This window comes from Sulfitobacter sp. SH24 (assembly GCF_965641895.1).
In the GTDB taxonomy this organism is placed as follows: Bacteria; Pseudomonadota; Alphaproteobacteria; order Rhodobacterales; family Rhodobacteraceae; genus Sulfitobacter; species Sulfitobacter dubius.
Genome location: NZ_OZ282575.1, coordinates 1,169,764 through 1,192,403, shown reverse-complemented (window position 1 = coordinate 1,192,403; position 22,640 = coordinate 1,169,764). Strand labels below are relative to the sequence as shown.

The 22,640-nt window shown below is 61.1% G+C and carries 26 protein-coding genes, 1 tRNA gene and 1 other RNA gene; 13 read left to right on the top strand and 15 right to left on the bottom strand.

From position 1 onward, the window contains the following. Nucleotides 1–18: 18 nt before the first annotated feature. Complete coding sequence (locus ACSQ16_RS08480; protein WP_435988727.1) at nucleotides 19–576, bottom strand: protein-tyrosine phosphatase family protein; 558 nt, start codon at nucleotides 574–576, stop codon at nucleotides 19–21. A 68-nt stretch (nucleotides 577–644) separates the two neighbouring features. On the opposite strand from ACSQ16_RS08480, the gene ACSQ16_RS08475 reads away from it, so the two are divergent. Further along, a complete protein-coding gene (locus ACSQ16_RS08475; protein WP_243260959.1) occupies nucleotides 645–1,298 on the top strand; it encodes a GntR family transcriptional regulator in 654 nt (217 codons plus the stop codon). A gap of 61 nt (nucleotides 1,299–1,359) precedes the next feature. Here the strand turns inward: ACSQ16_RS08475 and rpoH are convergent, their stop codons facing one another. Further along, nucleotides 1,360–2,256 (bottom strand): RNA polymerase sigma factor RpoH, encoded by an 897-nt coding sequence (rpoH, locus tag ACSQ16_RS08470; protein ID WP_243260960.1) that lies wholly within the window; start codon nucleotides 2,254–2,256, stop codon nucleotides 1,360–1,362. A 173-nt stretch (nucleotides 2,257–2,429) separates the two neighbouring features. Beyond that, the gene (locus tag ACSQ16_RS08465; protein ID WP_243260961.1) at nucleotides 2,430–3,476 is read right to left on the bottom strand and encodes an RluA family pseudouridine synthase; all 1,047 of its coding nucleotides are present in this window, start codon (nucleotides 3,474–3,476) and stop codon (nucleotides 2,430–2,432) included. On the opposite strand from ACSQ16_RS08465, the gene ACSQ16_RS08460 reads away from it, so the two are divergent. Continuing rightward, nucleotides 3,475–3,765 (top strand): DUF6476 family protein, encoded by a 291-nt coding sequence (locus ACSQ16_RS08460; protein WP_243260962.1) that lies wholly within the window; start codon nucleotides 3,475–3,477, stop codon nucleotides 3,763–3,765. The genes ACSQ16_RS08465 and ACSQ16_RS08460 overlap by 2 nt on opposite strands. Here ACSQ16_RS08460 and ACSQ16_RS08455 read toward each other — a convergent pair whose 3' ends face one another. Then, nucleotides 3,766–4,551 carry an inositol monophosphatase family protein gene (locus ACSQ16_RS08455; RefSeq protein ID WP_067624477.1) on the bottom strand — a complete coding sequence of 262 codons (786 nt, stop codon included), beginning with the start codon at nucleotides 4,549–4,551 and terminating at the stop codon, nucleotides 3,766–3,768. Between the two features lie 165 nt (nucleotides 4,552–4,716). Here ACSQ16_RS08455 and ACSQ16_RS08450 point away from each other — a divergent pair, with 165 nt between their 5' ends. After that, complete coding sequence (locus ACSQ16_RS08450) at nucleotides 4,717–5,757, top strand: NADP-dependent oxidoreductase (protein ID WP_243260963.1); 1,041 nt, start codon at nucleotides 4,717–4,719, stop codon at nucleotides 5,755–5,757. 72 nt (nucleotides 5,758–5,829) lie between these two features. On the opposite strand, the gene ACSQ16_RS08445 is transcribed toward ACSQ16_RS08450, so the two are convergent. Further along, nucleotides 5,830–6,735, bottom strand: a complete 906-nt coding sequence (locus tag ACSQ16_RS08445; RefSeq protein ID WP_243260964.1) for a LysR family transcriptional regulator — start codon at nucleotides 6,733–6,735, stop codon at nucleotides 5,830–5,832. Between the two features lie 94 nt (nucleotides 6,736–6,829). Here ACSQ16_RS08445 and metF point away from each other — a divergent pair, with 94 nt between their 5' ends. Together metF and ACSQ16_RS08435 are read left to right on the top strand one after the other, a co-directional pair. Continuing rightward, nucleotides 6,830–7,696 (top strand): methylenetetrahydrofolate reductase [NAD(P)H], encoded by an 867-nt coding sequence (gene metF / locus ACSQ16_RS08440; protein WP_243260965.1) that lies wholly within the window; start codon nucleotides 6,830–6,832, stop codon nucleotides 7,694–7,696. A gap of 80 nt (nucleotides 7,697–7,776) precedes the next feature. Further along, entirely contained in the window at nucleotides 7,777–8,259 is a 483-nt protein-coding gene (locus ACSQ16_RS08435) for a PaaI family thioesterase (RefSeq protein WP_093925751.1), read from the top strand. Nucleotides 8,260–8,377: 118 nt separating this feature from the next. Here the strand turns inward: ACSQ16_RS08435 and ACSQ16_RS08430 are convergent. Beyond that, nucleotides 8,378–8,454 (bottom strand) — tRNA-His (locus tag ACSQ16_RS08430). Between the two features lie 65 nt (nucleotides 8,455–8,519). Beyond that, complete coding sequence (locus tag ACSQ16_RS08425; protein ID WP_243260966.1) at nucleotides 8,520–9,002, bottom strand: GNAT family N-acetyltransferase; 483 nt, start codon at nucleotides 9,000–9,002, stop codon at nucleotides 8,520–8,522. 79 nt (nucleotides 9,003–9,081) lie between these two features. Here ACSQ16_RS08425 and ACSQ16_RS08420 point away from each other — a divergent pair, with 79 nt between their 5' ends. Then, a complete protein-coding gene (locus ACSQ16_RS08420) occupies nucleotides 9,082–9,270 on the top strand; it encodes a DUF6324 family protein (protein ID WP_093925749.1) in 189 nt (62 codons plus the stop codon). A gap of 12 nt (nucleotides 9,271–9,282) precedes the next feature. Here ACSQ16_RS08420 and ACSQ16_RS08415 read toward each other — a convergent pair whose 3' ends face one another. After that, complete coding sequence (locus ACSQ16_RS08415) at nucleotides 9,283–9,759, bottom strand: MmcB family DNA repair protein (protein ID WP_243260967.1); 477 nt, start codon at nucleotides 9,757–9,759, stop codon at nucleotides 9,283–9,285. Nucleotides 9,760–9,848: 89 nt separating this feature from the next. Between ACSQ16_RS08415 and ACSQ16_RS08410 the strand changes: the two genes are divergently transcribed. The 3 genes from ACSQ16_RS08410 to ssrS all read left to right on the top strand — a co-directional run bounded on the left by ACSQ16_RS08410 (nucleotide 9,849) and on the right by ssrS (nucleotide 12,174). Continuing rightward, nucleotides 9,849–11,171 (top strand): hypothetical protein, encoded by a 1,323-nt coding sequence (locus ACSQ16_RS08410; RefSeq protein WP_243260968.1) that lies wholly within the window; start codon nucleotides 9,849–9,851, stop codon nucleotides 11,169–11,171. Next, nucleotides 11,168–11,944 (top strand): hypothetical protein, encoded by a 777-nt coding sequence (locus ACSQ16_RS08405; RefSeq protein ID WP_243260969.1) that lies wholly within the window; start codon nucleotides 11,168–11,170, stop codon nucleotides 11,942–11,944. Before ACSQ16_RS08410 ends, ACSQ16_RS08405 begins: the two co-directional genes overlap by 4 nt. Before the next feature lie 75 nt (nucleotides 11,945–12,019). Further along, nucleotides 12,020–12,174: non-coding RNA, 6S RNA (gene ssrS, locus ACSQ16_RS08400), on the top strand. A gap of 63 nt (nucleotides 12,175–12,237) precedes the next feature. On the opposite strand, the gene nusB is transcribed toward ssrS, so the two are convergent. The 4 genes from nusB to ACSQ16_RS08380 form a co-directional block, all read right to left on the bottom strand. Next, entirely contained in the window at nucleotides 12,238–12,714 is a 477-nt protein-coding gene (gene nusB / locus ACSQ16_RS08395; RefSeq protein WP_243260970.1) for a transcription antitermination factor NusB, read from the bottom strand. Continuing rightward, nucleotides 12,711–13,262 carry a 6,7-dimethyl-8-ribityllumazine synthase gene (locus tag ACSQ16_RS08390; RefSeq protein WP_243260971.1) on the bottom strand — a complete coding sequence of 184 codons (552 nt, stop codon included), beginning with the start codon at nucleotides 13,260–13,262 and terminating at the stop codon, nucleotides 12,711–12,713. Before ACSQ16_RS08390 ends, nusB begins: the two co-directional genes overlap by 4 nt. A 5-nt stretch (nucleotides 13,263–13,267) precedes the next feature. After that, a complete protein-coding gene (gene ribB, locus ACSQ16_RS08385; protein WP_243260972.1) occupies nucleotides 13,268–14,392 on the bottom strand; it encodes a 3,4-dihydroxy-2-butanone-4-phosphate synthase in 1,125 nt (374 codons plus the stop codon). A gap of 81 nt (nucleotides 14,393–14,473) precedes the next feature. Next, nucleotides 14,474–15,061 carry a riboflavin synthase gene (locus ACSQ16_RS08380; RefSeq protein ID WP_243260973.1) on the bottom strand — a complete coding sequence of 196 codons (588 nt, stop codon included), beginning with the start codon at nucleotides 15,059–15,061 and terminating at the stop codon, nucleotides 14,474–14,476. Between the two features lie 128 nt (nucleotides 15,062–15,189). On the opposite strand from ACSQ16_RS08380, the gene ACSQ16_RS08375 reads away from it, so the two are divergent. From ACSQ16_RS08375 to ACSQ16_RS08365, 3 genes are all read left to right on the top strand, one after another. Further along, entirely contained in the window at nucleotides 15,190–16,482 is a 1,293-nt protein-coding gene (locus ACSQ16_RS08375) for a capsule biosynthesis protein (RefSeq protein WP_243260974.1), read from the top strand. Nucleotides 16,483–16,596: 114 nt separating this feature from the next. Continuing rightward, nucleotides 16,597–17,730, top strand: coding sequence for a polysaccharide biosynthesis/export family protein (locus ACSQ16_RS08370; RefSeq protein ID WP_243260975.1), 1,134 nt, complete (start codon nucleotides 16,597–16,599; stop codon nucleotides 17,728–17,730). Between the two features lie 9 nt (nucleotides 17,731–17,739). Next, nucleotides 17,740–19,764, top strand: a complete 2,025-nt coding sequence (locus ACSQ16_RS08365; RefSeq protein ID WP_243260976.1) for a capsular polysaccharide biosynthesis protein — start codon at nucleotides 17,740–17,742, stop codon at nucleotides 19,762–19,764. A gap of 3 nt (nucleotides 19,765–19,767) precedes the next feature. Here ACSQ16_RS08365 and ribD read toward each other — a convergent pair whose 3' ends face one another. Both ribD and nrdR read right to left on the bottom strand, forming a co-directional pair. Then, on the bottom strand, nucleotides 19,768–20,847 hold the full coding sequence (gene ribD / locus ACSQ16_RS08360) for a bifunctional diaminohydroxyphosphoribosylaminopyrimidine deaminase/5-amino-6-(5-phosphoribosylamino)uracil reductase RibD (protein WP_243263194.1): 1,080 nt from the start codon (nucleotides 20,845–20,847) through the stop codon (nucleotides 19,768–19,770). 29 nt (nucleotides 20,848–20,876) lie between these two features. After that, entirely contained in the window at nucleotides 20,877–21,344 is a 468-nt protein-coding gene (gene nrdR / locus ACSQ16_RS08355) for a transcriptional regulator NrdR (protein ID WP_067264800.1), read from the bottom strand. A gap of 186 nt (nucleotides 21,345–21,530) precedes the next feature. On the opposite strand from nrdR, the gene ACSQ16_RS08350 reads away from it, so the two are divergent. Further along, nucleotides 21,531–22,202, top strand: a complete 672-nt coding sequence (locus tag ACSQ16_RS08350) for an SDR family oxidoreductase (protein ID WP_243260977.1) — start codon at nucleotides 21,531–21,533, stop codon at nucleotides 22,200–22,202. Nucleotides 22,203–22,222: 20 nt separating this feature from the next. On the opposite strand, the gene ACSQ16_RS08345 is transcribed toward ACSQ16_RS08350, so the two are convergent. After that, the gene (locus tag ACSQ16_RS08345) at nucleotides 22,223–22,639 is read right to left on the bottom strand and encodes a secondary thiamine-phosphate synthase enzyme YjbQ (protein ID WP_243260978.1); all 417 of its coding nucleotides are present in this window, start codon (nucleotides 22,637–22,639) and stop codon (nucleotides 22,223–22,225) included. Nucleotide 22,640 lies beyond the last annotated feature (1 nt).

Here is a 22,640-nt window from a genome sequence, read left to right as displayed (position 1 = left end):
ATGCAAATGAACATTTTATTAACCTTTTTCCTGCTCTAACAGCCAGTCTTCCTGAAGCTGGTTCTCGATTGCCTCAGAGAAGTGATTTCGAACCAAGGCGATAGCTTTCGCAGCGGGAAGGCCAGCCCCCATCAGCAACCATGCCGCAACAAGCCCGCTGCGCCCTGCCCCATATTGACAAGACAGTGCAACGGTCTCTCCCGCATCCAGCGCACGCTCAAATCGGGTTCTGTAAGCGGGCCATTCACTTAGGAATGCATCCCCCGGCACGTGGAAATCGATAATTTCGGAAAAATATACACCCAGTCCAACCCGCTGAGAAATAACTTTAATTGACGGGAAAGCACCCTCTGGCAGCTCTGCTTCTTCCGTTAAAACAAGCAATTGTCTGGCGCCCATATTACGCAGTCCTTCAAGGGTTTCCGTCATCTGTAGCGGGTCAAGATAGGGCGTGCCATCCACCTCTGTTAGGAGCCCGGGAAAACCGGTCATCGCTAAATACCCGCCCCGCGGGGTTGGGATGACAGCGCGGATTGAGGTGCCTTCAGCATCAAAACGAGGCGTATCTATTGGCATAGTGAAATCCGAATAAGTTGAATATTCGCATCAATACCTGTATACATGTTAATTAAGCAAGAACGCGATTGAACCCGAGACGTGAGGCGAAGTTGAACCAGGCCAAATCAAGCCAAGCGATTGCCGAAACGCTGCGCGCAGACATCTGCCTGAACCGCGGTATCGAAGACGGGATGCTGCACGAAGTCGCCTTGGCACAGCGCTTTGGCGTTTCGCGAACGCCCATCAGGCAAGCGCTTCAACGGCTTGCCTATGAGCGTATGATCGCTGTGAAATCCGGTGTCGGTTCCGTTATCACCCCATTGGAAGACGCCAAGCGCGCCGACGACATCCGCGCCGCCGTGGCGATTATTGAGGCTGCGGCCAAATGCGCGCCCTCTCACCCCGTGCCGCCTGTGCATTTCATGTCGATTGTCGGGATACTGGGGATGATGGATATTTGCGAACTGAACCGCGCCGAAGACTTCTTTGACATACGCGCCCGGCTTCTGGCAGCCTTAGCGGACATGATCGAAAACCCGATCCTCAGCGATGCATTCCGCGCCGCGTACTGGCGGTTGATCAGGTGGAGCATACTGGATCTGGCCACCGCGCCTGAGCACCAAGCAGCTCACCTGCGCGAGCTTCTTCAATCCGCTGCACGTACAATGAAGACCGCTACATTGGCCGAAGGTTTTGCGCGGATCGCCGTGATCGAAGGCAGGCTTTCTCAGCCAAGCTAGGTCGCCACGCAAAAGCCCCGCTCAATAGAACGGGGCTTAATGCATCATAGGCGAAGGCGGCTTAAGAGGCGGCCATCATGCCCTTTTCTTTTGCCAAGTCGCGCATCCGCTTTTGCAGCTTTTCAAAAGCGCGGACTTCGATCTGGCGAATACGTTCACGGCTGACATCATATTGAGAAGAAAGATCTTCCAATGTGACCGTCTCATCAGACAGGCGGCGTTGGGTCAGAATGTCTTTCTCACGGTCGTTCAGCACATCCAGTGCTTCGGCCAACATCTCACGCCGGGTTTCCAGTTCATCCCGCTCAGCGTAGTCGCCCGCTTGGTCGGCATCTTCATCTTCCAACCAATCCTGCCACTGCATTGTTCCTTCGCCTTCGGAACCGACAGTGGCATTCAAAGATGCATCGCCGCCCGACATCCGACGGTTCATGGAAACGACTTCGGCTTCGGTCACACCCAATTGAGTAGCGATCTCTGTCACATTTTCAGGACGCAGATCGCCTTCTTCCAGCGCGCCGATCTTGTTCTTGGCTTTGCGCAGGTTGAAAAACAGTTTTTTTTGACCCGATGTCGTGCCTAGTTTCACCAGCGACCACGACCGCAGGATATATTCCTGGATCGACGCGCGGATCCACCACATCGCATAGGTGGCAAGGCGGAAGCCCTTCTCCGGATCGAAACGCTTAACAGCTTGCATCAGGCCAACGTTCGCTTCCGAGATCACCTCGGCCTGCGGCAGACCATAGCCCCGATATCCCATCGCGATTTTTGCAGCGAGACGGAGGTGAGATGTCACCATCCTGTGGGCCGCTTCGGTGTCTTGTTCTTCGACCCAACGTTTGGCCAACATGTACTCTTCCTCAGGCTCCAGCAGGGGGAACTTGCGGATCTCTTGCATATAGCGGTTCAGCCCGCCTTCTGGTGTTGGTGCGGGCAGATTTGCATAATTTGCCATGTCTTGTCCCTTTCCTCAGTTTGACCGAGGCCTATGTTATTTCGCTTAACATGCAATATGGGCGGCCCCCTTCGTGCTTTCAAGACAGAAGCGTTCACGCTTTTGTTCAAGATTGCACAACTTCTGTGAATAAAACGTAACCCGTGCCTGGGTGGTTCCTTGGGGTGGCGGGGTCACGCCGAAGGGTCGACAGGCCCCTCACGCAGCAGTTGAAGCAGCGCTGCCATATCCGGCGGTAGCGGGGCTTCAAAACGCAGGTTTTCGCCCGTCACAGGATGCTCAAACCCCAAGACAGCCGCGTGAAGTGCCTGACGCGGAAAGGCGCGAATGGCCTCGGCGGTGGCCTCGGGCAAGGCCGCTTTGGCCAGCTTGCGCCGCCCGCCATAGGTCGCATCCCCCACCAAACCGTGGCCCGCGTGAGACATATGCACGCGGATCTGGTGCGTGCGCCCCGTTTCCAGCCAGCATTCCAGCAGTGCCAGAACGGGTGGCGTGCCAAAACGCTCAACCGTGCGGGCGCGGGTTACGGCGTGGCGGCCGCCTTGGAACAGCACCGCCTGTCGCTGCCGATCGGTCTTATGCCGCGCCAGTTGGGTGGTCATACGCAGGATGTTTCCCGCCTCAAAGGATGCGCCCTTAACACCGCGCAGACGCGGGTCATTGGCATCCGGCACACCGTAGACAAGCGTTTGGTAATACCGCTCAACCGTATGTTTCTCGAACTGCGCCGCCAGCCCATGATGCGCCGCGTCGGATTTGGCGACAACCAGCAGCCCGGTGGTATCCTTATCAATGCGGTGCACGATACCGGGCCGTTTCATGCCGCCCACACCCGAAAGATCGTCGCCGCAATGTGCAAGCAATGCATTAACCAAAGTGCCCGATGGCGAGCCCGGCGCGGGATGCACCACCATGCCGGCAGGTTTGTCGATCACGATTAGGTCGTCATCTTCGAACACCACCGACAGGGGAATATCCTCGGGCAAGATATGGCTTTCCGCCGCTTCCTCAACGGAGATATGCACCACCTGACCTTCGGCCACCTTGGCGCGGGGGTCTTGCACCACTGCACCGTCCACGGTCACGGCTCCTTCTTCGATCAACCGGCCCAATCGCGTGCGCGACAGGTTCGCTTCCTCTGGCACATCGCGGGCCAGCGCCTTATCAAGACGGGCGGGCGGGCTTTCGCCCAGAATGAAATCAATGCGGCGGTGAGACATGGACACGGACAACCCTGATGAACCGGCGAACCTGCGGTTTCTGCGGCGGATGGTGACGGTCTTGACCGTCGTGATGATTGGCGGGGTTTTAGTGCTGATCTTCGTGCTTGTCACCCGCCTGAGCGATCAAGGCCCGACCATGCCGCGCAGCATCACCCTGCCCGATGGCAGCAGCGCCCAGGCATTTACGCAAGGACGCGGCTGGTATGCGGTGGTAACGGATGCGGATGAGATCCTGATCTTTGACCAGTTGACCGGCGAATTGCGCCAGACGATCCCGATCGACTAATCAGCCGCGGATCGTTTTGGCGAAGGTCGAATAGATCGGCTCGTTCGAACAGATAATCTCGCCATGTTGCAGGATGTTACGCTCAGGACGGATCGCCTCTACAAGGCCACCGGCCTCTTTGACGATCAACATGCCTGCGGCCACATCCCACGGCTTCAAACGGCGCTCCCAAAACCCATCGTAGCGGCCCGAAGCAACGTAAGCGAGATCGAGCGAAGCAGCGCCCCAGCGGCGCACACCGGCGCAGACGGGCAAGAGACGGCCCAGATCCTTCAGCGTTTCGGGAAGATCGGCGCGACCGCCGAAAGGCAGACCCGTGGCAAAGATCGATTCAATCATGCGGTGACGGCCCGACACGCGCAGGCGGCTTTCGTTCATCCAAGCGCCAGTGCCTTTTTCGGCAAAGAACATCTCATCCTTGGCAGGGTCGAAAACCACACCAGCGACGATCTCACCCTTATGCTCCAACGCGATGGAGACGGCCCAATGCGGCAGGCCGTGCAAGAAGTTGGTCGTGCCATCCAGCGGGTCGACGATCCAACGGCGCGTTGGGTCTTGGCCCTCTTCCTCGCCGCCCTCTTCGGCCAGCCAGCCGTAGGTCGGGCGCGCGCCCATCAGGTCGTCTTTGATGATCTTCTCGGCGCCAATGTCGGCTTTGGTCACGAAATCGCCCGCGCCTTTGACCGAGACCTGAAGGTTCTCGACCTCGCGGAAATCCTTGACCAATGCACGCCCCGCTTTGCGTGCCGCTTTGATCATGATGTTGAGATTCGCACTGCCGATCATTGTTCGCGCCCTTTGATGGATAAGGCGGGACGTATAGGGCGCAAGAGCGCAATTGCCAAGGGGGCAGAAATCCGCGCCGCCGATAGGCCTTGTGCGACGTGCGGGTTGTTTTCGACAAAGGAAATAACACCTTGGACCCGTAGCAATAAGCACGAAGGAAACCCCATGCCTGACCAAATGCGAAAAATCGTCCTCGCCAGCCGCCCAGATGGTGCCCCCAAGCCCGAGAATTTCCGTCTGGAAAGCGCAGATTTGCCGCAACCCGGCGATGGCGAAATTCTGGTCGAAGTGCATTACATGTCGCTTGATCCTTATATGCGCGGCCGGATGGACGATGCGAAATCCTATGCCGCGCCGGTGCCCATCGGGGGGCTGATGGAGGGTGGCAGCGTCGGCAAGGTGATCGCCTCGAATGACCCGAGCTTTGCTGTCGGCGATTTTGCCTTTGGCGGGTTTGGTTGGGCCACCCACGGCGTTGCCCCGGCCAAGCAATGTCAAAAGGTGGATGCTGATGGCGTGCCAATCACCGCGTCGCTCGGCGTTTTGGGGATGCCGGGGCTGACAGGCTGGTATGGTTTGAACGACATCGGTCAGCCCAAAGAGGGTGAGACCCTCGTCGTGGCGGCAGCCACCGGGCCGGTCGGGTCCATTGTTGGGCAGCTGGCCAAGGCCAAAGGGCTGCGCACCGTCGGCATCGCCGGAGGACCCGAGAAATGTGAGATCGCAACCCGCGATTTCGGTTTCGATGTCTGTCTGGACCATCGCGCCTATGACGATGCCAAATCCCTACGTGCAGCGCTGAAAGAAGCGGCCCCAGATGGGATCGACATCTATTACGAGAATGTCGGCGGCAAGGTGCTCGACGCGGTATTGCCACTGATGAACGCGCATGGCCGTATCCCCCTTTGTGGCATGATCGCATGGTATAATGCGGGCGGGCTTGGTGCCGATGCCGAAGGTGCCGGACTTACCGCGCCGCGTTTGTGGCGCACGATCTTGGTGAATTTCCTCACCGTCCGCGGCTTTATCATCGCAAACCACTGGGACAAGATGCCCGAATTTCACCGAGAAGTGGCCCCTATGGTCGCCGATGGCCGTGTGAAGGTCAAAGAAGACATCACCGAAGGGCTGGAGAATGCACCTCAGGCATTTATCGACATGCTGAACGGTGGAAACACTGGGAAGGCTATCGTTAAGGTGAATTAACCACAGACGATGCTGCATGCATCGTTCCGCACTGCGGGACGGCGCATCGCCCCTTGGCCCTCCTCAGTTGCCTTAGGCCTGCTGCAATTTGCGTGCCTCCTGCCCGGCCAGTTTCAGCAACTCATTCATAAACGGCTTGCCCAAATCATCCTTGCGCACCGCCGCGTAAAGCCTGCGCGTGATGCCCTGCGCCGTCAAAGGCCGCGTCACATAATCAGACGAATATTTCACCTCGCGCACCACCCAATCGGGCAAGACAGACACCCCCCTATTCGACGCCACCAGCAGCAAAATCACCGCCGTCAGCTCCACCTGCCGGATCGTAGCAGGCTCGACCTTGGCCGGGATTAACAACTGGCTGAACACATCTAATCGCGTGCGCTCTACCGGATAGGTAATCAGCGTTTCACCGCGAAAATCCGCTGCCTCGACAAAGGGTTTTTCGGCCAATGGGTGGCTCTGGGACGCCACAAAAACCGGATTGTAATCGAAGAGTTCGACAAACTCGACGCCGGGCAGTTCTTCGGGATCGGACGACACCACCAAATCCACCTCTTCGCGCAGCAGCGCGGGCAGCGCGTCAAAGGCCAGTCCGGGGCGAATATCTACATCTACATCCGGCCAATGGCGGCGAAACTGCTCCAGCACCGGGAAGAGCCATTCGAAACAAGCGTGACATTCAATGGCGATATGCATCCGCCCCGTGCTGCCCGCCCGCAGGCCCGAGAACTCATCTTGCAACGCCTCGACCTGCGGCAAAACCTGCTGGGCGAGCTTCAACAACCGCTGCCCCGCCGGGGACAGTTTCAAAGGTTTCGAGCGCCGTACAAACAACTCGACCCCGGCCTGATCCTCGAGCCCCTTCACCTGGTGACTTAAAGCCGACTGCGTGATATTCATCTGATCCGCCGCGCGGGCCAGCCCGCCCGCCTCGTGGATGGCCTTAATCGTGCGCAGGTGACGGAACTCAATGTGCATGTGAGGCATTACTCATGTTCAAGATGAATGTTATGAGTTTGTCTCACAGCGATGAATGTGAGACAAGACGTGAAACCGCCAAAAGGATCTCTCGATGACCACGCCTGCTGTTTCCTTCGAAGTCTTCCCGCCCCGCACCGTCGGCGCGGCGTTCAAACTGTGGGATGCAGCTCAGGCGCTGGCCCCACTTGCGCCGCGCTTCTTTTCGGTCACCTATGGCGCGGGCGGCACCACCCGCGATCTGACCCATGATTCGGCCCATGTATTGCACCGCACCTCCGGCTTGCCGGTCGCCGGACATTTGACCTGCGTGGGGGCCACCCGCGCGGAAACCATGGAAGTCGCGGATAAATTCGCCGAAGCGGGCATCAAAGACATCGTCGCCCTGCGCGGCGATCCGCAGGCAGGCACCGACAAATTTACGCCCCACCCCGAAGGCTTCGCCGACAGCTGCGAGTTGATCGAAGCACTGGCCAAAACTGGGAAATTCACCATCCGCGTCGGGGCCTATCCCGATCCGCACCCCGAAGCGGCGGACCAGCAGGCCAGTATCGACTGGCTGAAACGCAAGTTCGACGCCGGTGCCGATGAGGCGCTCACTCAGTTCTTCTTTGAAGCCGAGACTTTCCTACGGTTCCGCGATGCCTGCGTGAAGGCAGGGATCGACAAGCCGATCACACCGGGCATCCTGCCAGTGGTCAACTGGACCTCGGCCCGCAAATTCGCCGTCAAATGCGGCACGCCAATCCCGGAATGGGTCGACCAAGCCTATGAAGCGGCGATCCGCGATGACCGGCACGATCTGCTGGCCCAAGCGATGTGCACCGAACTGTGCAGCGATCTGATCGATGAAGGCGTGGATGCGCTGCATTTCTACACGCTCAACCGCGCCGAGCTGACCCGCGATGTCTGTCGTGCCATTGGCGTGACGCCGCAGGTCGATCTTTCGGACGTCGCGTAAGCAAAACTACAGGTGCGCAGGGGCTTGCCCCTGCCCCCCTCGGGCGTATCCTCCGCAGCAACCATTTGCCGGAGAAGACCATGCCCCGTATCGCCCAAAGCCCTGCCGACCTTTTATCTCAATCTGAGGCCCTGAAACTTTCGGGGCTGGAATTCATGCAGGCGATCTTGGACGGCACCAACCCCGGTCCGCCCATCGGGCAAACCATGGGCTATACACTGCATTCGGTCGAAGAGGGCCGCATCGTCTTTCGGGGCGCGCCCAGCTTTAGCATGACCAATCCAATGGGTACGGTGCACGGCGGCTGGTACGGCACGCTGCTTGATTCAGCGATGGCCTGCGCCGTGATGACGAAAGTCCCGCGCGGATCGGTCTACACCACATTGGAATACAAAATTAACATCCTGCGCGGTCTGCCATTGGGAATGGAGATCGACTGCATCGGTGTCACCGACCACGTTGGCCGCTCCACCGGCATCGCGCATGGGGAAATCCGCGGGGTCCAGGATGGCAAGCTCTACGCCACAGGCTCAACCACCTGCATCGTGATGAAGCTGGGCTAAGCCGTTCGGCAACGCGGGGTAAGCGCCCCGCTTTTCCACCCTCACAATTGAATTGCCAGCATCGCTTGGAAACGATCTCAACCGCACGCGTCGCCAGAACTAAATGGGGGGGGGGGAATGGTACCACCTCCTGGTCTCGAACCAGGGACCTCTTGATCCACAATCAAGCGCTCTAACCAACTGAGCTAAGGCGGCACTGGGGCGGATTTAGCGCCCGTAGCAGAGGAATGCAAGACCTCAGGCGCAGAAGAATTGCAGCTTTAGAGCAGAATTTCCCAAGTCTGCTCAACGTTGGCTTTCCCGAATGAAACCGCCGGGCGGCTATCGGTCAATTCCCAACCGCTTCGAGCATAGAGCGCACCCGCAGCACGGTGGGATTCGTGGGTCCAGAGTTGCATGCCTTCATACCCCTGATCACGGGCGAACCTCATGCAGGTTTGCAGCATTCGCTGCCCCAACCCATGCCCTCGGGCTTCTGGAACCAACAGAAACAGCCGCAGCTTTGCCCGCTGCGCGGTTAACTTCACACAAAAGATCGACCCCAGCCGCTGGTTCCCCTTTTGGGCGATCCAGCCCCTTTCACAGGCGGGGTCATGATCGTGCAGGAATTCATCAATGATCTGAGTGACGAGTACGCCAAAGCTGTCATCGAACCCCTCTTCAAGCGCGTAATGCTCTTGGTGCTGACGAATAAGCCAATCCCGGTCGCCCTGGTCGAATGTGCGAATCTTGATGTTTTCCATAGGCCAGCATGGCCGCAAGATCGCTTGCCTTTCAACCCGCAGCGCGCTAGCGATAAGCCCCACCAAACCGGAGGCTCTCATGGGCATCGACACCGAACGCGACATCGAAGCAAACCTGCAAATCGGCCCGACCGACAAAGGGATGGTCCGTCTCTTTGTTGAAGGTGACGGTGTGGAAATCCCGATGGATTTCACCCCGGATGAAGCCCGCGAGATCGCGGAAGAGATCATGGCCGCTGCAAGCCGCGCGGGCAAAAAGGGCCGCTAAGCCCCCTGTCCTTCAAGACCAGTTCGGCGCCATGTCGGGATCGCGCAGCCGGTGCAGGCGCCGGGCGGCATGGGTCGCGAACTTTTGCACCATCACCTTGCGCCGCGCAGGCGCAAGTCTGATCTCATCACTCATTCGCACAATCTCAGCACCATAGGCGTCACCGATGATGAGGCCGCTTTCCTCTGGCAGCAGATCGACCGGGAAATCGCTGTCGACGGCCCAGAAAAACCGATCAGCCCATTCCAAATAGCCCTCCCATTTTGCGTCGCCCATGAAATCGGCGCGGCAGGATTTACATTCGACGATCCAAATCTCTCCCTTAGGGCCAAGCGCCATCACATCGACGCGCAAGCCACGTGCCGGAACCAATTCCTCAACGCAGGCGAAACCGAGATCGGCCAAATGCCGCATCACCCCCCGCGCCAAAAGCTGGCCGGGCTGAAACCTTTGTATGTCTGTCTCCATCATAGGGACAAATATGAACATTTAGTGAACACCCGCAAGAGGAAGTACTGGAAAGTTTGGTAATTTCCCTGCCGCCCCCTATCTTGAAACAAGCAAAGCGAGGGGATTCCATGACAGACCGCGAACCGATGAGTGAGACGCAGGCGCGCGGTGTGCGTTACGCCCGTGAGTTGGAGGGCCATCTGACATGGCTCGACACCTTCTCGGGCACAGCGCTTGGCGTTCTGGCCGTGGCCTCGGGGATCTACACTTACCTTGGCGTCTCAACGCTGCTGGACGACAATGGTGCAATGTCCGCCTTTGCCGCGATTGCCTATTCCGTGGCGGTTTCGGTAGGTATCTTCGTCTTTTGGTCATACCTTTTGCGCCTCTTCCCTGCTGTGCGCACCGCGCGGGCTCGGATGGGGCTTTTGGGGGCCATGGGCCTCGGCTCCGTCGCGATCATCGCGATGTCGAGCTGGCTCAACGCCGCCGCACTGGCCGGGTCGGCAGCGGTGGAGCAGCACCTCGCTGAAACCGTGCAAGACTACCAAGGCGCGCTGGAGCGCACCCATGAGATCGCCCTTTCCGCCCAAGGGCTTGAGCGTGACGTGGCGCGCGTTAGGCAAAGTTTCGAAGACCTCAGCGAACAGGAAGCCGCAGGCAGTCTTTCGGGCCTCGCCGGTCGCGGTGCGGTGTTTCGGGTGCTACGGCAGAAATCGGCGGAACTGGCGGGCCTAGAGGCCCAAATCGCCACCCAGACGCCGTTGGTGAATGATGCCTTTGCCGAAGGAAACCAAATCCTCAGCCGGATGCGCGCCCTTACCGTAGAACCCGGCCCTGTCGAGGCCCGCTCGGTCGAGTTTTCGGAACAAGCCGTGCGGCTGGCAGGGCTGATCACCCGGCTACGCCAGCTATCCGTCGCCCCGCTAGTTGAACGCGCGGCACAGGATCTGGCGGCCTCTGTCGTGCTGCCCGAGTTAGATGGCAGCAACGAAGAACAGCGCGGTGCCCAAGGCGCCACGATCACCTCGGTTCTGGAAGTGCTGGCCCAACGCGCCGCCACGCTGGAGCGCGCGGCACAGGATGTGCAGGCCATGCCGCCCGCCGCCGACACGACCTATACGCCGATCTCCAGCGCCGATGCGGTGATCCTCTATGCGCGCAATTTCGTGCCCTCTTGGGCCGGGGCGATTGCGATTGACCTGCTGCCCGCCGTGCTGGTGCTGATCCTTTCCATCACCCAAGGTGCGATCCGCTCGGGCCGGGAGGGGGCCGCGGTCGAAGACACGCTGACCCTTGCAGAATTGCGCGCCGCGCTGGCCGCCGTGCGCGATGTCGATGCGGCGATGCAGGACAGCCCCGCCCACAAACGCCCCGCCGCCGAAGCGCCGCGTGCAGATGCGCCCGATGAACCGGCCCCCGGCCCCGTCACATCGATCAAAAGCACATGACGGAGGAAACCCCAGCTGAAATGGAAGCCCCCCGCCGCCCGCCCATCGTCGGGCGGGTGCTGATTGGCGTTTTGATCTTTCAGTTGGGCCTTGCCGTACTGCTGTTCTGGGGGGACTTGGGCGAAGGGCTACGTCTGCCGGGCTTTGGCCCACGCGCGCCAGAATTGACCGAACCCATCCGCCCCGGTGACCAGACAAGGCGCTTCCGCCCCGAACGCGCGCCCAACCCCGGCCAGCCGATGCCCGATACCGCCCTGCCCGACCGGCTGATCCTCACGCCTGTTTCTGGCGGGCGTGCGGCTTTGCTAGAGGGGGCGATTGAAGCGGGGGATGCAGAGCGGATCACCAAGCAATTAACCGACCTCACCCCCGCCCCCGAAGAAATCTATCTCAACTCTCCCGGTGGATCAGTGCAAGACGCGCTGGAACTGGGCCGCTACCTGCGCCGCGAAGGGTTCAACACCGCGTTGCGGGACGGTGACATCTGTTATTCCGCCTGCCCCTATCTGCTGGCCGCCGGCGAGGCGCGCGCGGTGACCGACAGCGCCTCGGTCGGGGTGCATCAGCATTACTTTGGCGAAAGCACGATCCTGCCCGCCTTTGTAGCCGTGGAGGATATCCAGCGCGGCCAAGGCGAAGTAATGCGCTATCTTGATGAGATGGGGATTGACCCGCTGGTCATGCAGCATGCGCTGGTGACTCCGCCCGATGAGATTTATGTGCTGCTGCCCGACGAGTTGCGTCGCTACGGCTTTATTCCCTCCGAAGACTGAGTGGCCAAGAGAAGTTTGCGAAATCCACCATCGCCCCCTTGCCGCAGCCCCCTGCGCCGCCTACATCGGGGTGGACGGGTTCTGCCCTGTTCGTGAACGTTACATTCCAGTGGCCTTAAGCAAATCCGAGGGAGCTGGCTCTGTCCGAGCCCTGGTTCGGTTACCTGGCGCCCACCTGTACATACAGGTCCTCGGGAATATAAAACAGCAGCGGCAGGTGCGGTTCCCGTCACTCCCCCTTCGCTGCAATTTGATCCGATAGGTCTGGCCCTTGGGCCGGTCGCTTCCCGGTTTTAGAACGCTTCGGGACGGGCTTCGCGGGCCATGTGGTCAAGCACGGCGTTGACAAAGCTCGGCTCGCGCCCATCGGGGAAGAACGCATGGGCCACGTCGACGTATTCTTTGATTACCACGCGCGGTGGCGTGTCATCATGGCGGAACTCAGCGCCCGCCGCGCGGAACAGCGCGCGCAGCGTCGGGTCGATCCGGGCAATGGCCCATTTCGCGACGATGGCGCGGTTGGCCATCTGGTCGATCGGCGCTTGATAGTTTACCGCATCTTCGAGCACGCGAGAGAAGTGATCGACGTCCCCCTCCTGCATCTCGTCGCCCTCATAGACGGCACCAAAACGGTGGTCGATGAACTCGTGACGCACGACATCGACGGTCTGCGCGGAATGCTCCATCTGGAACAACGCCTGCACGGCATAGAGCCGCGAAGCCGACTTCATCTTACGTTTCTGATTGCCCGAAAGCGCGTTGCTGGTCATGCGATGTTTGATCCGTCCGTGTCGCCGGCCATCAAAGTGTCCTGCCCGAATGGCTTGAACCCGATGCCCTTGCTCTGGCGGCCCCATTTACGAGCGAGCGCGATAAGATGCAAGGCCGCAGCCGCCGCCCCGCCACCTTTGTTTTGCCCCTCGGGGTCGGCGCGGACTTCGGCCTGCTTCTTGTTCTCGACCGTCAGGATGCCGTTGCCGATGCAAAGCCCTTGCAGCCCAAGCAGTTGCAAGGCGCGACTGCTGTCGTTGCAGACGGTTTCATAATGCGTCGTCTCGCCACGGATCACGCAGCCCAAAGCGACATAGCCGTCGAAATTACTGCCCCGGTCGGAAATACCGATGGCGGTGGGAATCTCCAACGCGCCGGGCATCTCAATGACCTCATAGGCGGCACCCGCCGCCTCAAGCTCGGCCTTGGCGCCGGTTAGCATGCCGTTCGCGATGTCCGAGTAATAGGGCGAGACGACGATCAGCAGCTTCACCGGTTCGTCGAAGCTGGGGCGCGGCAGGATGGTATGCTCTTCGGCGGATGCCATAGCGATTACTCCGTGGTGATGGGCCGTGTGCCCACGATTTCCAGCGCATAGGCATCAAGGCCCAGATAGCGCGTGTCGGGATTGTCGGTCAGCAGGACAAGCTCATGCAGGCCCATCGACGACAGGATCTGCGCGCCCAGCCCGGTGCGTTTGATGGTGCGCGGACGCTCATCATCTTCGGCATCCAGCCGCAGGCGCGGGTAGGGATCGCGGAACAGCACAACAGCGCCGCGGCCCTCATTAGCGATGATCTGCATGGCACGCGGCAGCTCATCCGCCGGGCTGGGGCCGAGGCCGAGGATATCCTCCAGCGCATTGATCGCATGGGTCCGTATCAGCACCGGCTGGGGGGTTGAGATATCGCCCTTGGTCAGCACCACATGGTCGGTCCCGGTGATCTGATCGGAAAAAACCCGCATCTGCCAGTCGCCACCATAGGCCGAGGTCACGGTGCGGCTGTCGCGCTCCACCAGCAGGTTGTCATGCTTGTGGCGGTAGGTGATGAGATCGCTGATCGTGCCGATCTTGAGCCCATGCGCGGCGGCGAATTCCACCAGATCGGGCAGACGGGCCATTTCGCCATCGTCTTTCATGATCTCGCAGATCACGCCGGAAGGATGCAGCCCCGCGAGGCGCGAAATATCGACCGCGGCTTCGGTATGGCCTGCCCGTACCAGCACGCCACCATCGCGGGCGCGCAGCGGGAAGACATGGCCGGGGGTGGCGATATCCGCCGAACCGGATTGTTCCGAGATCGCCACGGCCACGGTCAACGCACGGTCGGCGGCAGAGATGCCGGTGCTGACACCCTCCCGCGCTTCGATGCTGACGGTAAAGGCCGTCTCATGCCGGGAGGAGTTGTTCACCGCCATCATCGGCAAGCCGAGGTGATCGACCCGCTCCGCCGTCATCGGCAGGCAAATCAGCCCGCGCCCGTGGGTCGCCATGAAGTTGATCGCCGCGGCATCGGCAAACTGCGCCGGGATTACCAGATCGCCTTCATTCTCGCGGTCCTCATGGTCCACCAAAATGAACATACGGCCTTGGCGCGCGTCTTCGATGATCTCTTCGATGGGCGAGATCGCATCGCTCAGCCCTGTCTCGACCGGTCCGGGTTTGTCAAATTGCATTGGCTGCTTCCATCTATCTGTTGCCCGGCTCTTAGCCTGACCCGCGACGCTTGGCCAGAGTGGGCTACGCAGGGCGCGGCGTCACATCTCGTTCAGGCGTGCCACGTAACGGGCCAGCGTGTCGATTTCGAGGTTCACCAGATCACCCACGCGTGCGTCACCCCAAGTGGTCACCTCTTTGGTATGCGGAATGAAGTTGATGCCAAAATTGCAGCCATCGACGTCATTCACCGTCAGCGAGGTGCCATTCAGCGCGACCGAGCCCTTTTGCGCGATGAACCGCGCCAGTTCCTTTGGCGCGCGAAGCGTCACGCGGGTGCTGTCGCCCTCGTCCTTCATCTCAATAATCTCGGCCACGCCATCGACATGGCCCGAGACGATATGTCCGCCCAGTTCATCGCCCACCTTCAGCGCGCGTTCAAGATTCACCCGTCGCCCTTCGGCCCAATGCTGGCCAAGGTTGGTCTTGGCCGCCGTTTCGGCACTGATCTGCACCTCGTACCAATCATCGCCCAGCCCCACGACCGTCAGGCAGACCCCGTCGCTGGCGATGGAGGCGCCCATGTCGATGCCACTGGTGTCATAGCCCGTTTGGATGCGCGCGCGCAGGTCGCCTTCCTGCTCCAGCTTGGTCACGCTGCCAACGTCTGTAATAATGCCGGTGAACATGGATAGGCTCCTTTGCAGTTTGGCGCAGTGGTAAACCCGCGCACCGCCACAGGCAAGAGCGGGTGACGCCACATTGTCGCCCCTATTATATGATGGTTAAGGGTAAACCACGCCGTTTTAGGACCCGTATGACCGTGACCGCCGCCCCAGCCCGCACCTTCTTGTTCCTGCAAGGCCCGCATGGGCCTTTCTTTAACAGTCTGGGCAAAATGCTGCGCCGGGCGGGCGCTGAGGTCTGGCGCGTGGGCTTCAACGCGGGCGACCGGGCCTTTTGGTTTCATCCGTCGACCTACATCCCCTATCGCGGCACGGTCGAGGATTGGCCGCAGACTTTTGCGACCCTGTTGGACGAAAAGCAGGTCACAGACATCGTGCTTTACGGCGACACACGCCCCATCCACGCCGAAGCGGTGGCCGAAGCCAAGCGCCGCGGCATCACCGTGCATGTTTTCGAGGAAGGCTATATGCGGCCCTATTGGGTCACCTATGAGCGCGGCGGCTCAAACGGCAACTCGCGCCTGATGGAGGTGACCATTCCCCAGATGCAGGCAGCGCTGGCGCGCTCGGACATGGAAGCCCCCCTGCCCCCCGGCCACTGGGGCGACATGCGGCACCACATCTTTTACGGCGCGCTTTACCATTGGTTCGTGATGTTCCGAAACGGCGACTACCGCAATTTCAAACCGCATCGCAGCCTGCCGGTGACCAAGGAATTCCGGCTTTACCTCAAACGCCTGTTGCTGATGCCCGTGCTGGCCGCCGACCGCCTGCTGTCCACGCTGAAAATTCGGCTAGGCGGGTTTCCCTATCATCTGGCGCTGCTGCAGCTGGAGCATGATTCCTCTTTCCAAAAGCATTCACCGTTCAACACGATGGCCGATTTCCTTGAACTGGTGATCGAAGGTTTCGCCAAGGGCGCGCCCCAGCATCACCACCTCGTCATCAAGGCGCATCCGCTGGAGGATGGCCGCGTTCCGGTGCGGCGCGATGTCAAACGGCTGGCCCGCACGCATGGGGTTTCCGACCGTGTGCATTTCGTGCGCGGCGGCAAGCTGGCGCAGCTGCTCAACGACACGCGCAGTGCGGTCACAGTAAATTCCACCGCCGGGCAACAGGTGCTCTGGCGCGGCATTCCGCTTAAAGTCTTTGGCAGCGCGGTCTATTCCCAGCCTGAGTTCGTCTCAGACCAGCCCTTGCCAGAATTCTTTGCCACCGCCAGCCGCCCCGACAACCGCGCCTATAAGGATTATCGCCGCTATCTGCTTGAAACTTCGCAAGTTCCGGGCGGTTTCTATGCCGCACGCGGGCGGCGTCAGTTGCTGCGCCAAGTGGTTGATATGATGCTCTCAGCAGAAGACCCTTACGATGCGCTTGAGCAAGGCACCGCGGCCCCTCGGCAACAGTTGCGGGTCGTAACCTGACTTAACCCATTCCCCCCTGTAGATTTTTTCTAAAGGCTACGTTAAGTTGCAGAGTAATACGTCATGATAATTGGCGATTTCGAGGCAGATAATTCAGGTCGAGGAGACCGGGCAGTGAAATCCGTAACATTCCGGTGGGCGCGTCCCGTCGCAGCATTGGCGGCATTGGCCGTCATCTCATCTTGTGGTTTGCCACAGGTCGGGCCGAACAAACGGCAAATTTATGCAGGCTCAGTTCAACGCGAAGGGGATGCATTTGTCATCGCCGTGAACGACCGGGTGACCCGCGCCATCGCCGTGGCCCCCGCACTCGGCTTTTCGGAAAGTTTCAAGAACGCAGGCCGGGTCGGCTCTGACACGATCCAACCGGGTGATATCCTTGGCATCACCGTCTACGAAAACGTGGACGACCCGCTACTGGGTGTCGAAGGCGCGCCGGCCACCCTGCTTGAAGAAGTGCAGGTCGATGGCGCAGGCTTTATCTTTATTCCCTACGCGGGCCGCATCCGTGCCGCTGGCAACACACCCGAAGCGATCCGCCGCGTCATCACCCAGAAATTGGGCGAGCAGACCCCCGATCCGCAGGTCGAAGTGCGCCGCGCGGCAGGCGATGGCTCAACCGTGTCGCTCATTGGCTCCATCGGCGCGCAGGGCGTCTATCCCATCGAGCGCCCCACCCGCACACTTGCCGCCATGTTGGCGCGCGCAGGCGGTGTGACCATCATCCCCGAAATTGCGCAGGTCACCGTGATCCGGAATGGCCAGCGCGGCAAAATCTGGTTCCAAGACCTCTACGACCACCCTGAGTTGGACATCGCGCTGCGCCCGGGCGACCGCATTCTGGTCGAGGAAGACACACGCTCTTTCACCGCCCTCGGTGCCACCGGCGGTCAGGCCCGCGTGCCGTTTGAGTCGCAAAACCTCTCGCTTTTGGAAGGCATCGCGCAAGTGGGCGGCCTCAGCCCACTCTCGGCCGACCCCACCGGCGTCTTCGTGTTCCGCAACGAGCCTGAGGAAGTCGCCGAGCAGGTGCTGGGCCGTAGTGATCTAACCGGCGCGCAGCGTATGGTCTACGTGACCGATCTGACTAAGCCCAACGGCATGTTTATGGCCCGTGACTTCGTGATCCGCGATGGTGACACGATCTATGTCACTGAGGCGCCCTTCACCCAGTGGAGCAAGGTGATCTCGGCCATCACCGGCACCGCAGGGTCGGCAGACAGCATCACATCGCTCACCAGCGGCTGATCCACGCCGGTGGCCTTTGAAGCTGACCCATATTTCTCCCCCGCCGCCGGTCCCGAAAGGAGCCGGCGGCTTTTCGTATATAACGGGGGGTTTCTGACGCAGCGCCGGGTGCGGCGCATATTGCAGTTGTCAGGCCATTCCCTGCGGCTTGGCCTGCCCGGCCCCGGCGATGCCGTGGCAGTCTGGGGCAACTCCCCCACCGCGCATCGCGGGCTGGCCGTGGCGGCAAAACGCGACGTGCCGGTGATCCGGGTCGAGGACGCTTGGCTGCGCTCGCTCCAACCGGGGCGCGCGGGCGAGCCGCCCTTGGGCCTGCTGATCGACAGTCGGGGCGCGCATTTCGACCCTGCCCAGCCCTCGGACCTTGAAGAGCTTCTTGCCCATCACCCGCTCGACGACACCGCGCTCTTGAACCGTGCGCGGGGCGGCATGGCGCAGTTGACCGAAGCGCATCTAACCAAATACGCAGGTTTTGACGCGGACACGCCCGCGCCCGATCCCGGCTATGTGCTTGTGATCGACCAGACACGCGGCGATGCCTCCGTGACCGCCTCAGGGGCGGATCGGGGGCGGTTTCTGGAGATGCTCGTTTTCGCGCAGGAAGAACACCCCGGCGCGCGGGTCATCATAAAGAGCCATCCCGAAACGGCACAGGGCTACCGCGCCGGGCATTACGGCCCCGAGGATACCAACGACCGCATCACCCTGCTGACCGATCCCATCAGCCCTTGGATGCTGTTCGAAGGGGCGGTTGGCGTCTATACCGTCTCCTCGCAAATGGGGTTCGAAGCGATCTTTGCCGGGCACAGGCCGCGCGTCTTTGGCCAGCCTTTCTACGCGGGCTGGGGGCTGACAGAGGATGAATTCCCCGTCCAACGCCGCCAGCGCCGCCTCAGCCGCGCGCAGCTCTTTGCGGCGGCGATGATCCTTTATCCCGCATGGTACGATCCCTATCGCGACCGGCTCGGCAGCTTTGAAACCGCCGTTACCTCCCTCGCCGCGCAGGCCCGCGCATGGCGCGAGGATCATGCCGGCTGGGACGCTTGGGGCATGCGCCTGTGGAAGCGCCGCCCATTGCAGCAGTTCTTCGGCCAGCCGACCCCAATCCGCTTTCGTAAAGGCCCGCCTGAGATGCCTGCGCCCCCCCGCCGCGCCATGGTCTGGGCCAGCAAGGCTGACACCGCGCCAACGGGTGCCTTCCAGGTGGAGGATGGGTTTCTGCGCTCACGTGGCCTTGGCGCCGAACTGGTGCCGCCTTTGTCGTTGGTCTGCGATAATCTGGGAATCTACTACGATCCCGAAGGGCCAAGCCGCTTGGAAAAATGGATCGAAAAACGCGCTGTCCTTCGCTCTGATCAACATGTCCGCGCCCGCGCGCTGATTGAAACGCTCACCGGGGCGGGCCTGAGCAAATACAACCTCGGCGGGGCCGCGCCCGAGCTGCCGCCAGGCCGCCGCATTTTGGTGCCGGGTCAGGTGGAGGATGACGCTTCGATCCTTACGGGCACAAGCGGGGTGCGCACCAACGCGGCTTTGCTCGCCGCCGCCCGCGCCGCCAACCCCGATGCGGTGATCCTCTATAAACCTCACCCGGATGTCGAAGCCGGGCTGCGCAAAGGCGCGACCGACGCAGGACATGCCGATCTGGTCCTGCACAATGCCGATCCCATGGCGCTGCTGGGCCAAGTCGATGCGGTCTGGACCATGACCTCGCTTCTGGGGTTTGAGGCTCTGCTGCGCCGCGTGCCGGTCGTGACCTTGGGCGCGCCCTTCTACGCAGGTTGGGGCCTGACCGAAGACCACGGCGACGTGCCGCCGCGCCGCCGCGCGCGGGTTACGCTGGAGGGGTTGGTACATGCCGCGCTCATCGACTACCCGCGCTACCGCGATCCCGTCAGCGGCTTGTCCTGTCCGGTCGAAGTCGTGGTCGAACGGCTCGCCACCGGGCATATGCCCCGCGCCGGGCTGGGCAATCGGCTGCTGTCGAAACTTCAAGGGGTCTTTGCCAGCCAGAACCATCTTTGGCGGCGGTAGCGATTAGGCCGGAGCGTTGCGCCGCCAGACATGCAGCAGGTCCGGTCCAATGCGTTGGCTCGATTGCAGCGCGAAACGCGGTGCTTCGGCCAAGCGCGACAGGCCAAGCGCGCCGATGCCGGGCAGACCCTCGGCCCCGATCACCAGCCCGGCGGTAAAGCCTACCAAGCGGTCCACCAGATCGGCCTCGATCAAAGACGCCGCCAAGGCGCTGCCGCCCTCGCAGAAAATCCGCGTCAGCCCATGGCTGGCCAACTGGCGCAATACATCCACAGGGTCCAACTGCGCGCCCCGCGCCGCGCAGGGCAGCAAAGTTGCGCCGAGATCGGACCAAGTGCGCACAAGCGCCGGATCAGCATCGCTGCCGTGGCATAGGATCAAAGGAATATCCGAAGCCGTCCGCGCCAACTGCCCCATCAACGGCAGGTCAAGCCTGCGTGAAACCACAACGCGGGCCGGTTGATGTGCCACGCCCAAGCCCCGCACCGTAAGGCTTGGATCATCCTTACGCGCCGTGCCCGCGCCAACCATCACCGCGTCGTGACGGCTACGCATGGCATGGGTCAGCCGCCGCGCCGGGGCGTCGGTGATCCATTGGCTTTCCCCAGTGCCGGTGGCAATGCGCCCGTCAAAAGAATTGGCGAGCTTCAGCGTCAGCATCGGGCGGCCCAGATCAGTGCGGCAGAAGAACCCGGCATGATCGGCGCGGGCCTCAGACTCGCGCACCCCGACCTCAACCTCAATTCCCGCTGTGCGGAGCATCGCAATGCCGCGCCCATTGACCCGCGCATCATCGTCCTGTGTGGCGATCACCACCCGCGCGACACCCGCATCAATCAATGCCTGTGCACAGGGAGGTGTTTTGCCATGGTGAGAGCAAGGCTCAAGCGTGACATAAACCGTCGCCCCCCGCGCGGCCTCACCGGCCTGCGCCAGCGCCTGCGGCTCTGCATGGGGCCGCCCGCTGGGCTGGGTCCAACCGCGCCCAACGATGCGGGGGCCTTGGGTAATCACACAGCCGACCGCCGGATTGGGCCAAACATTGCCCTGCCCGCGCCGCCCCAAGGACAGCGCCAGCGCCATGAAGCGCGCGTCGCTCACTCTATCGTCCGTCACTCTTCGGGAAGGGCGTCGGGGCGCAGTTCTTGAACGAATTTGTCGAAATCATCCGCGGCTTGGAAGTTCTTGTAAACAGAGGCGAAACGCACATAGGCCACGGTGTCGATCCGGGCGAGCGCTTCCATCACGATCTCACCGATATGTTTCGAGCTGATGTCGGTCTCGCCCATGCTTTCCAACCGCCGCACGATGCCGGAAATCATCTGATCGATACGTTCCGGATCAATGGGGCGTTTTTGCATGGAGATGCGGATCGAGCGTTCCAGCTTGTCGCGGTCAAAGTCTTCGCGTTTGCCAGAGGTCTTAATCACCACAAGATCGCGCAGTTGCACCCGTTCATAGGTGGTGAAGCGGCCCCCGCAAGCCGGGCAGAACCGTCGGCGCCGGATCGAAACGTGATCCTCGGCCGGGCGGCTGTCTTTCACTTGGGTGTCGATATTTCCGCAAAACGGGCAGCGCATGGGCCGTCCCCCTCTTCATCCTGCCTCACTTGTGGGGCGCGCGGCCCTCTTGTCAAAACTTATAGGGGAGCCGCGAGGTTTTGGGTAGAGAAGATTTTCACAGCTAGATGTTGCGTTCAAAAATGTGTCATGGACCCAACGCTCTGCCCCCGCGTTGATCTGTGAAGACTATAAACGGAGCACTTCATGACCAAGACACTTTTCCTCACCGGCGCCTCCAGCGGGATCGGCGCAGCCACTGCCCGTGCCGCCGCCAAAGCAGGTTGGAACATCGGTCTTTTCGCCCGTAGCGAAGACAAGTTGAACGACCTTGCCGCCGAGATTGGCGATCAGGCGCTGGTGCTTGTGGGCGATGCCACGGACTACGATGCGCAGAAACAGGCGCTCGACAAGCTGGCCGATCACTTTGGCGAGGTCGACGCCGCCTTTGCCAATGCCGGGCGCGGCACCAGCCCTGCGGGCACAGAGAACGGAGATCCGCAGGATTGGAAGGCAATGGTCGACCTCAATATCATGGGCGCCCTCTATACCGCCCATGCCGCCATGCCACATCTGCGCAAAACCACCGGGCAATATGTCGTCACCGGCTCCGCCGCCGGGCGTGTGCATATTCAAGGGTCGATCTACGGCGCCACCAAATGGTTCATCCACGGCTTCGCAGGCAATCTAGCCGATGAGATGGCCGAATGGGGCGGGCGCTGCATGGTTGTGTCCCCCGGCATGGTCGATACCGCGTTCTTTGACGAGGCCAAGCCGGACAAACTGCACCCCGAAGATGTGGCTGCAGCCGTCATGCACGCGCTAGAGGCCCCCGCCCGCGCATCGATCCGCGAAATCCATCTGATGCCCACGGATTAACGCACGCACCGGCCTGGCGGTTAGTCGGGCCGAAAATGCGCCGCGACCTGCCGTTGATGCGGCGCGTCGCGGTGCTCAAAGAGGTAAATGCCCTGCCAAGTGCCCAACATCATGCGCCCGTGCATGACCGGAATGCTAAGACTGACCGGCAGCATGGCGGATTTAATATGTGCGGGCATGTCGTCTGGCCCCTCCAAAACATGGGTCAAATAGGACATCTGAGGATCACTGGTCGGCGGCACAAGTCGAGCGAAATACGCCAGCAAATCGCGCTGCACGTCCGGATCGGCGTTTTCCTGTAACAGTAGCGATGCGGAAGTGTGGCGCACCAGCAGCGTCAACAACCCATCGCCCTGCCCCGCAAGCCAGCGGCTAACGTCATCGGTAAACTCATAAAGCGCCTGACCGCGCGTTTGGATAGAAAAAACCGTCTGCATG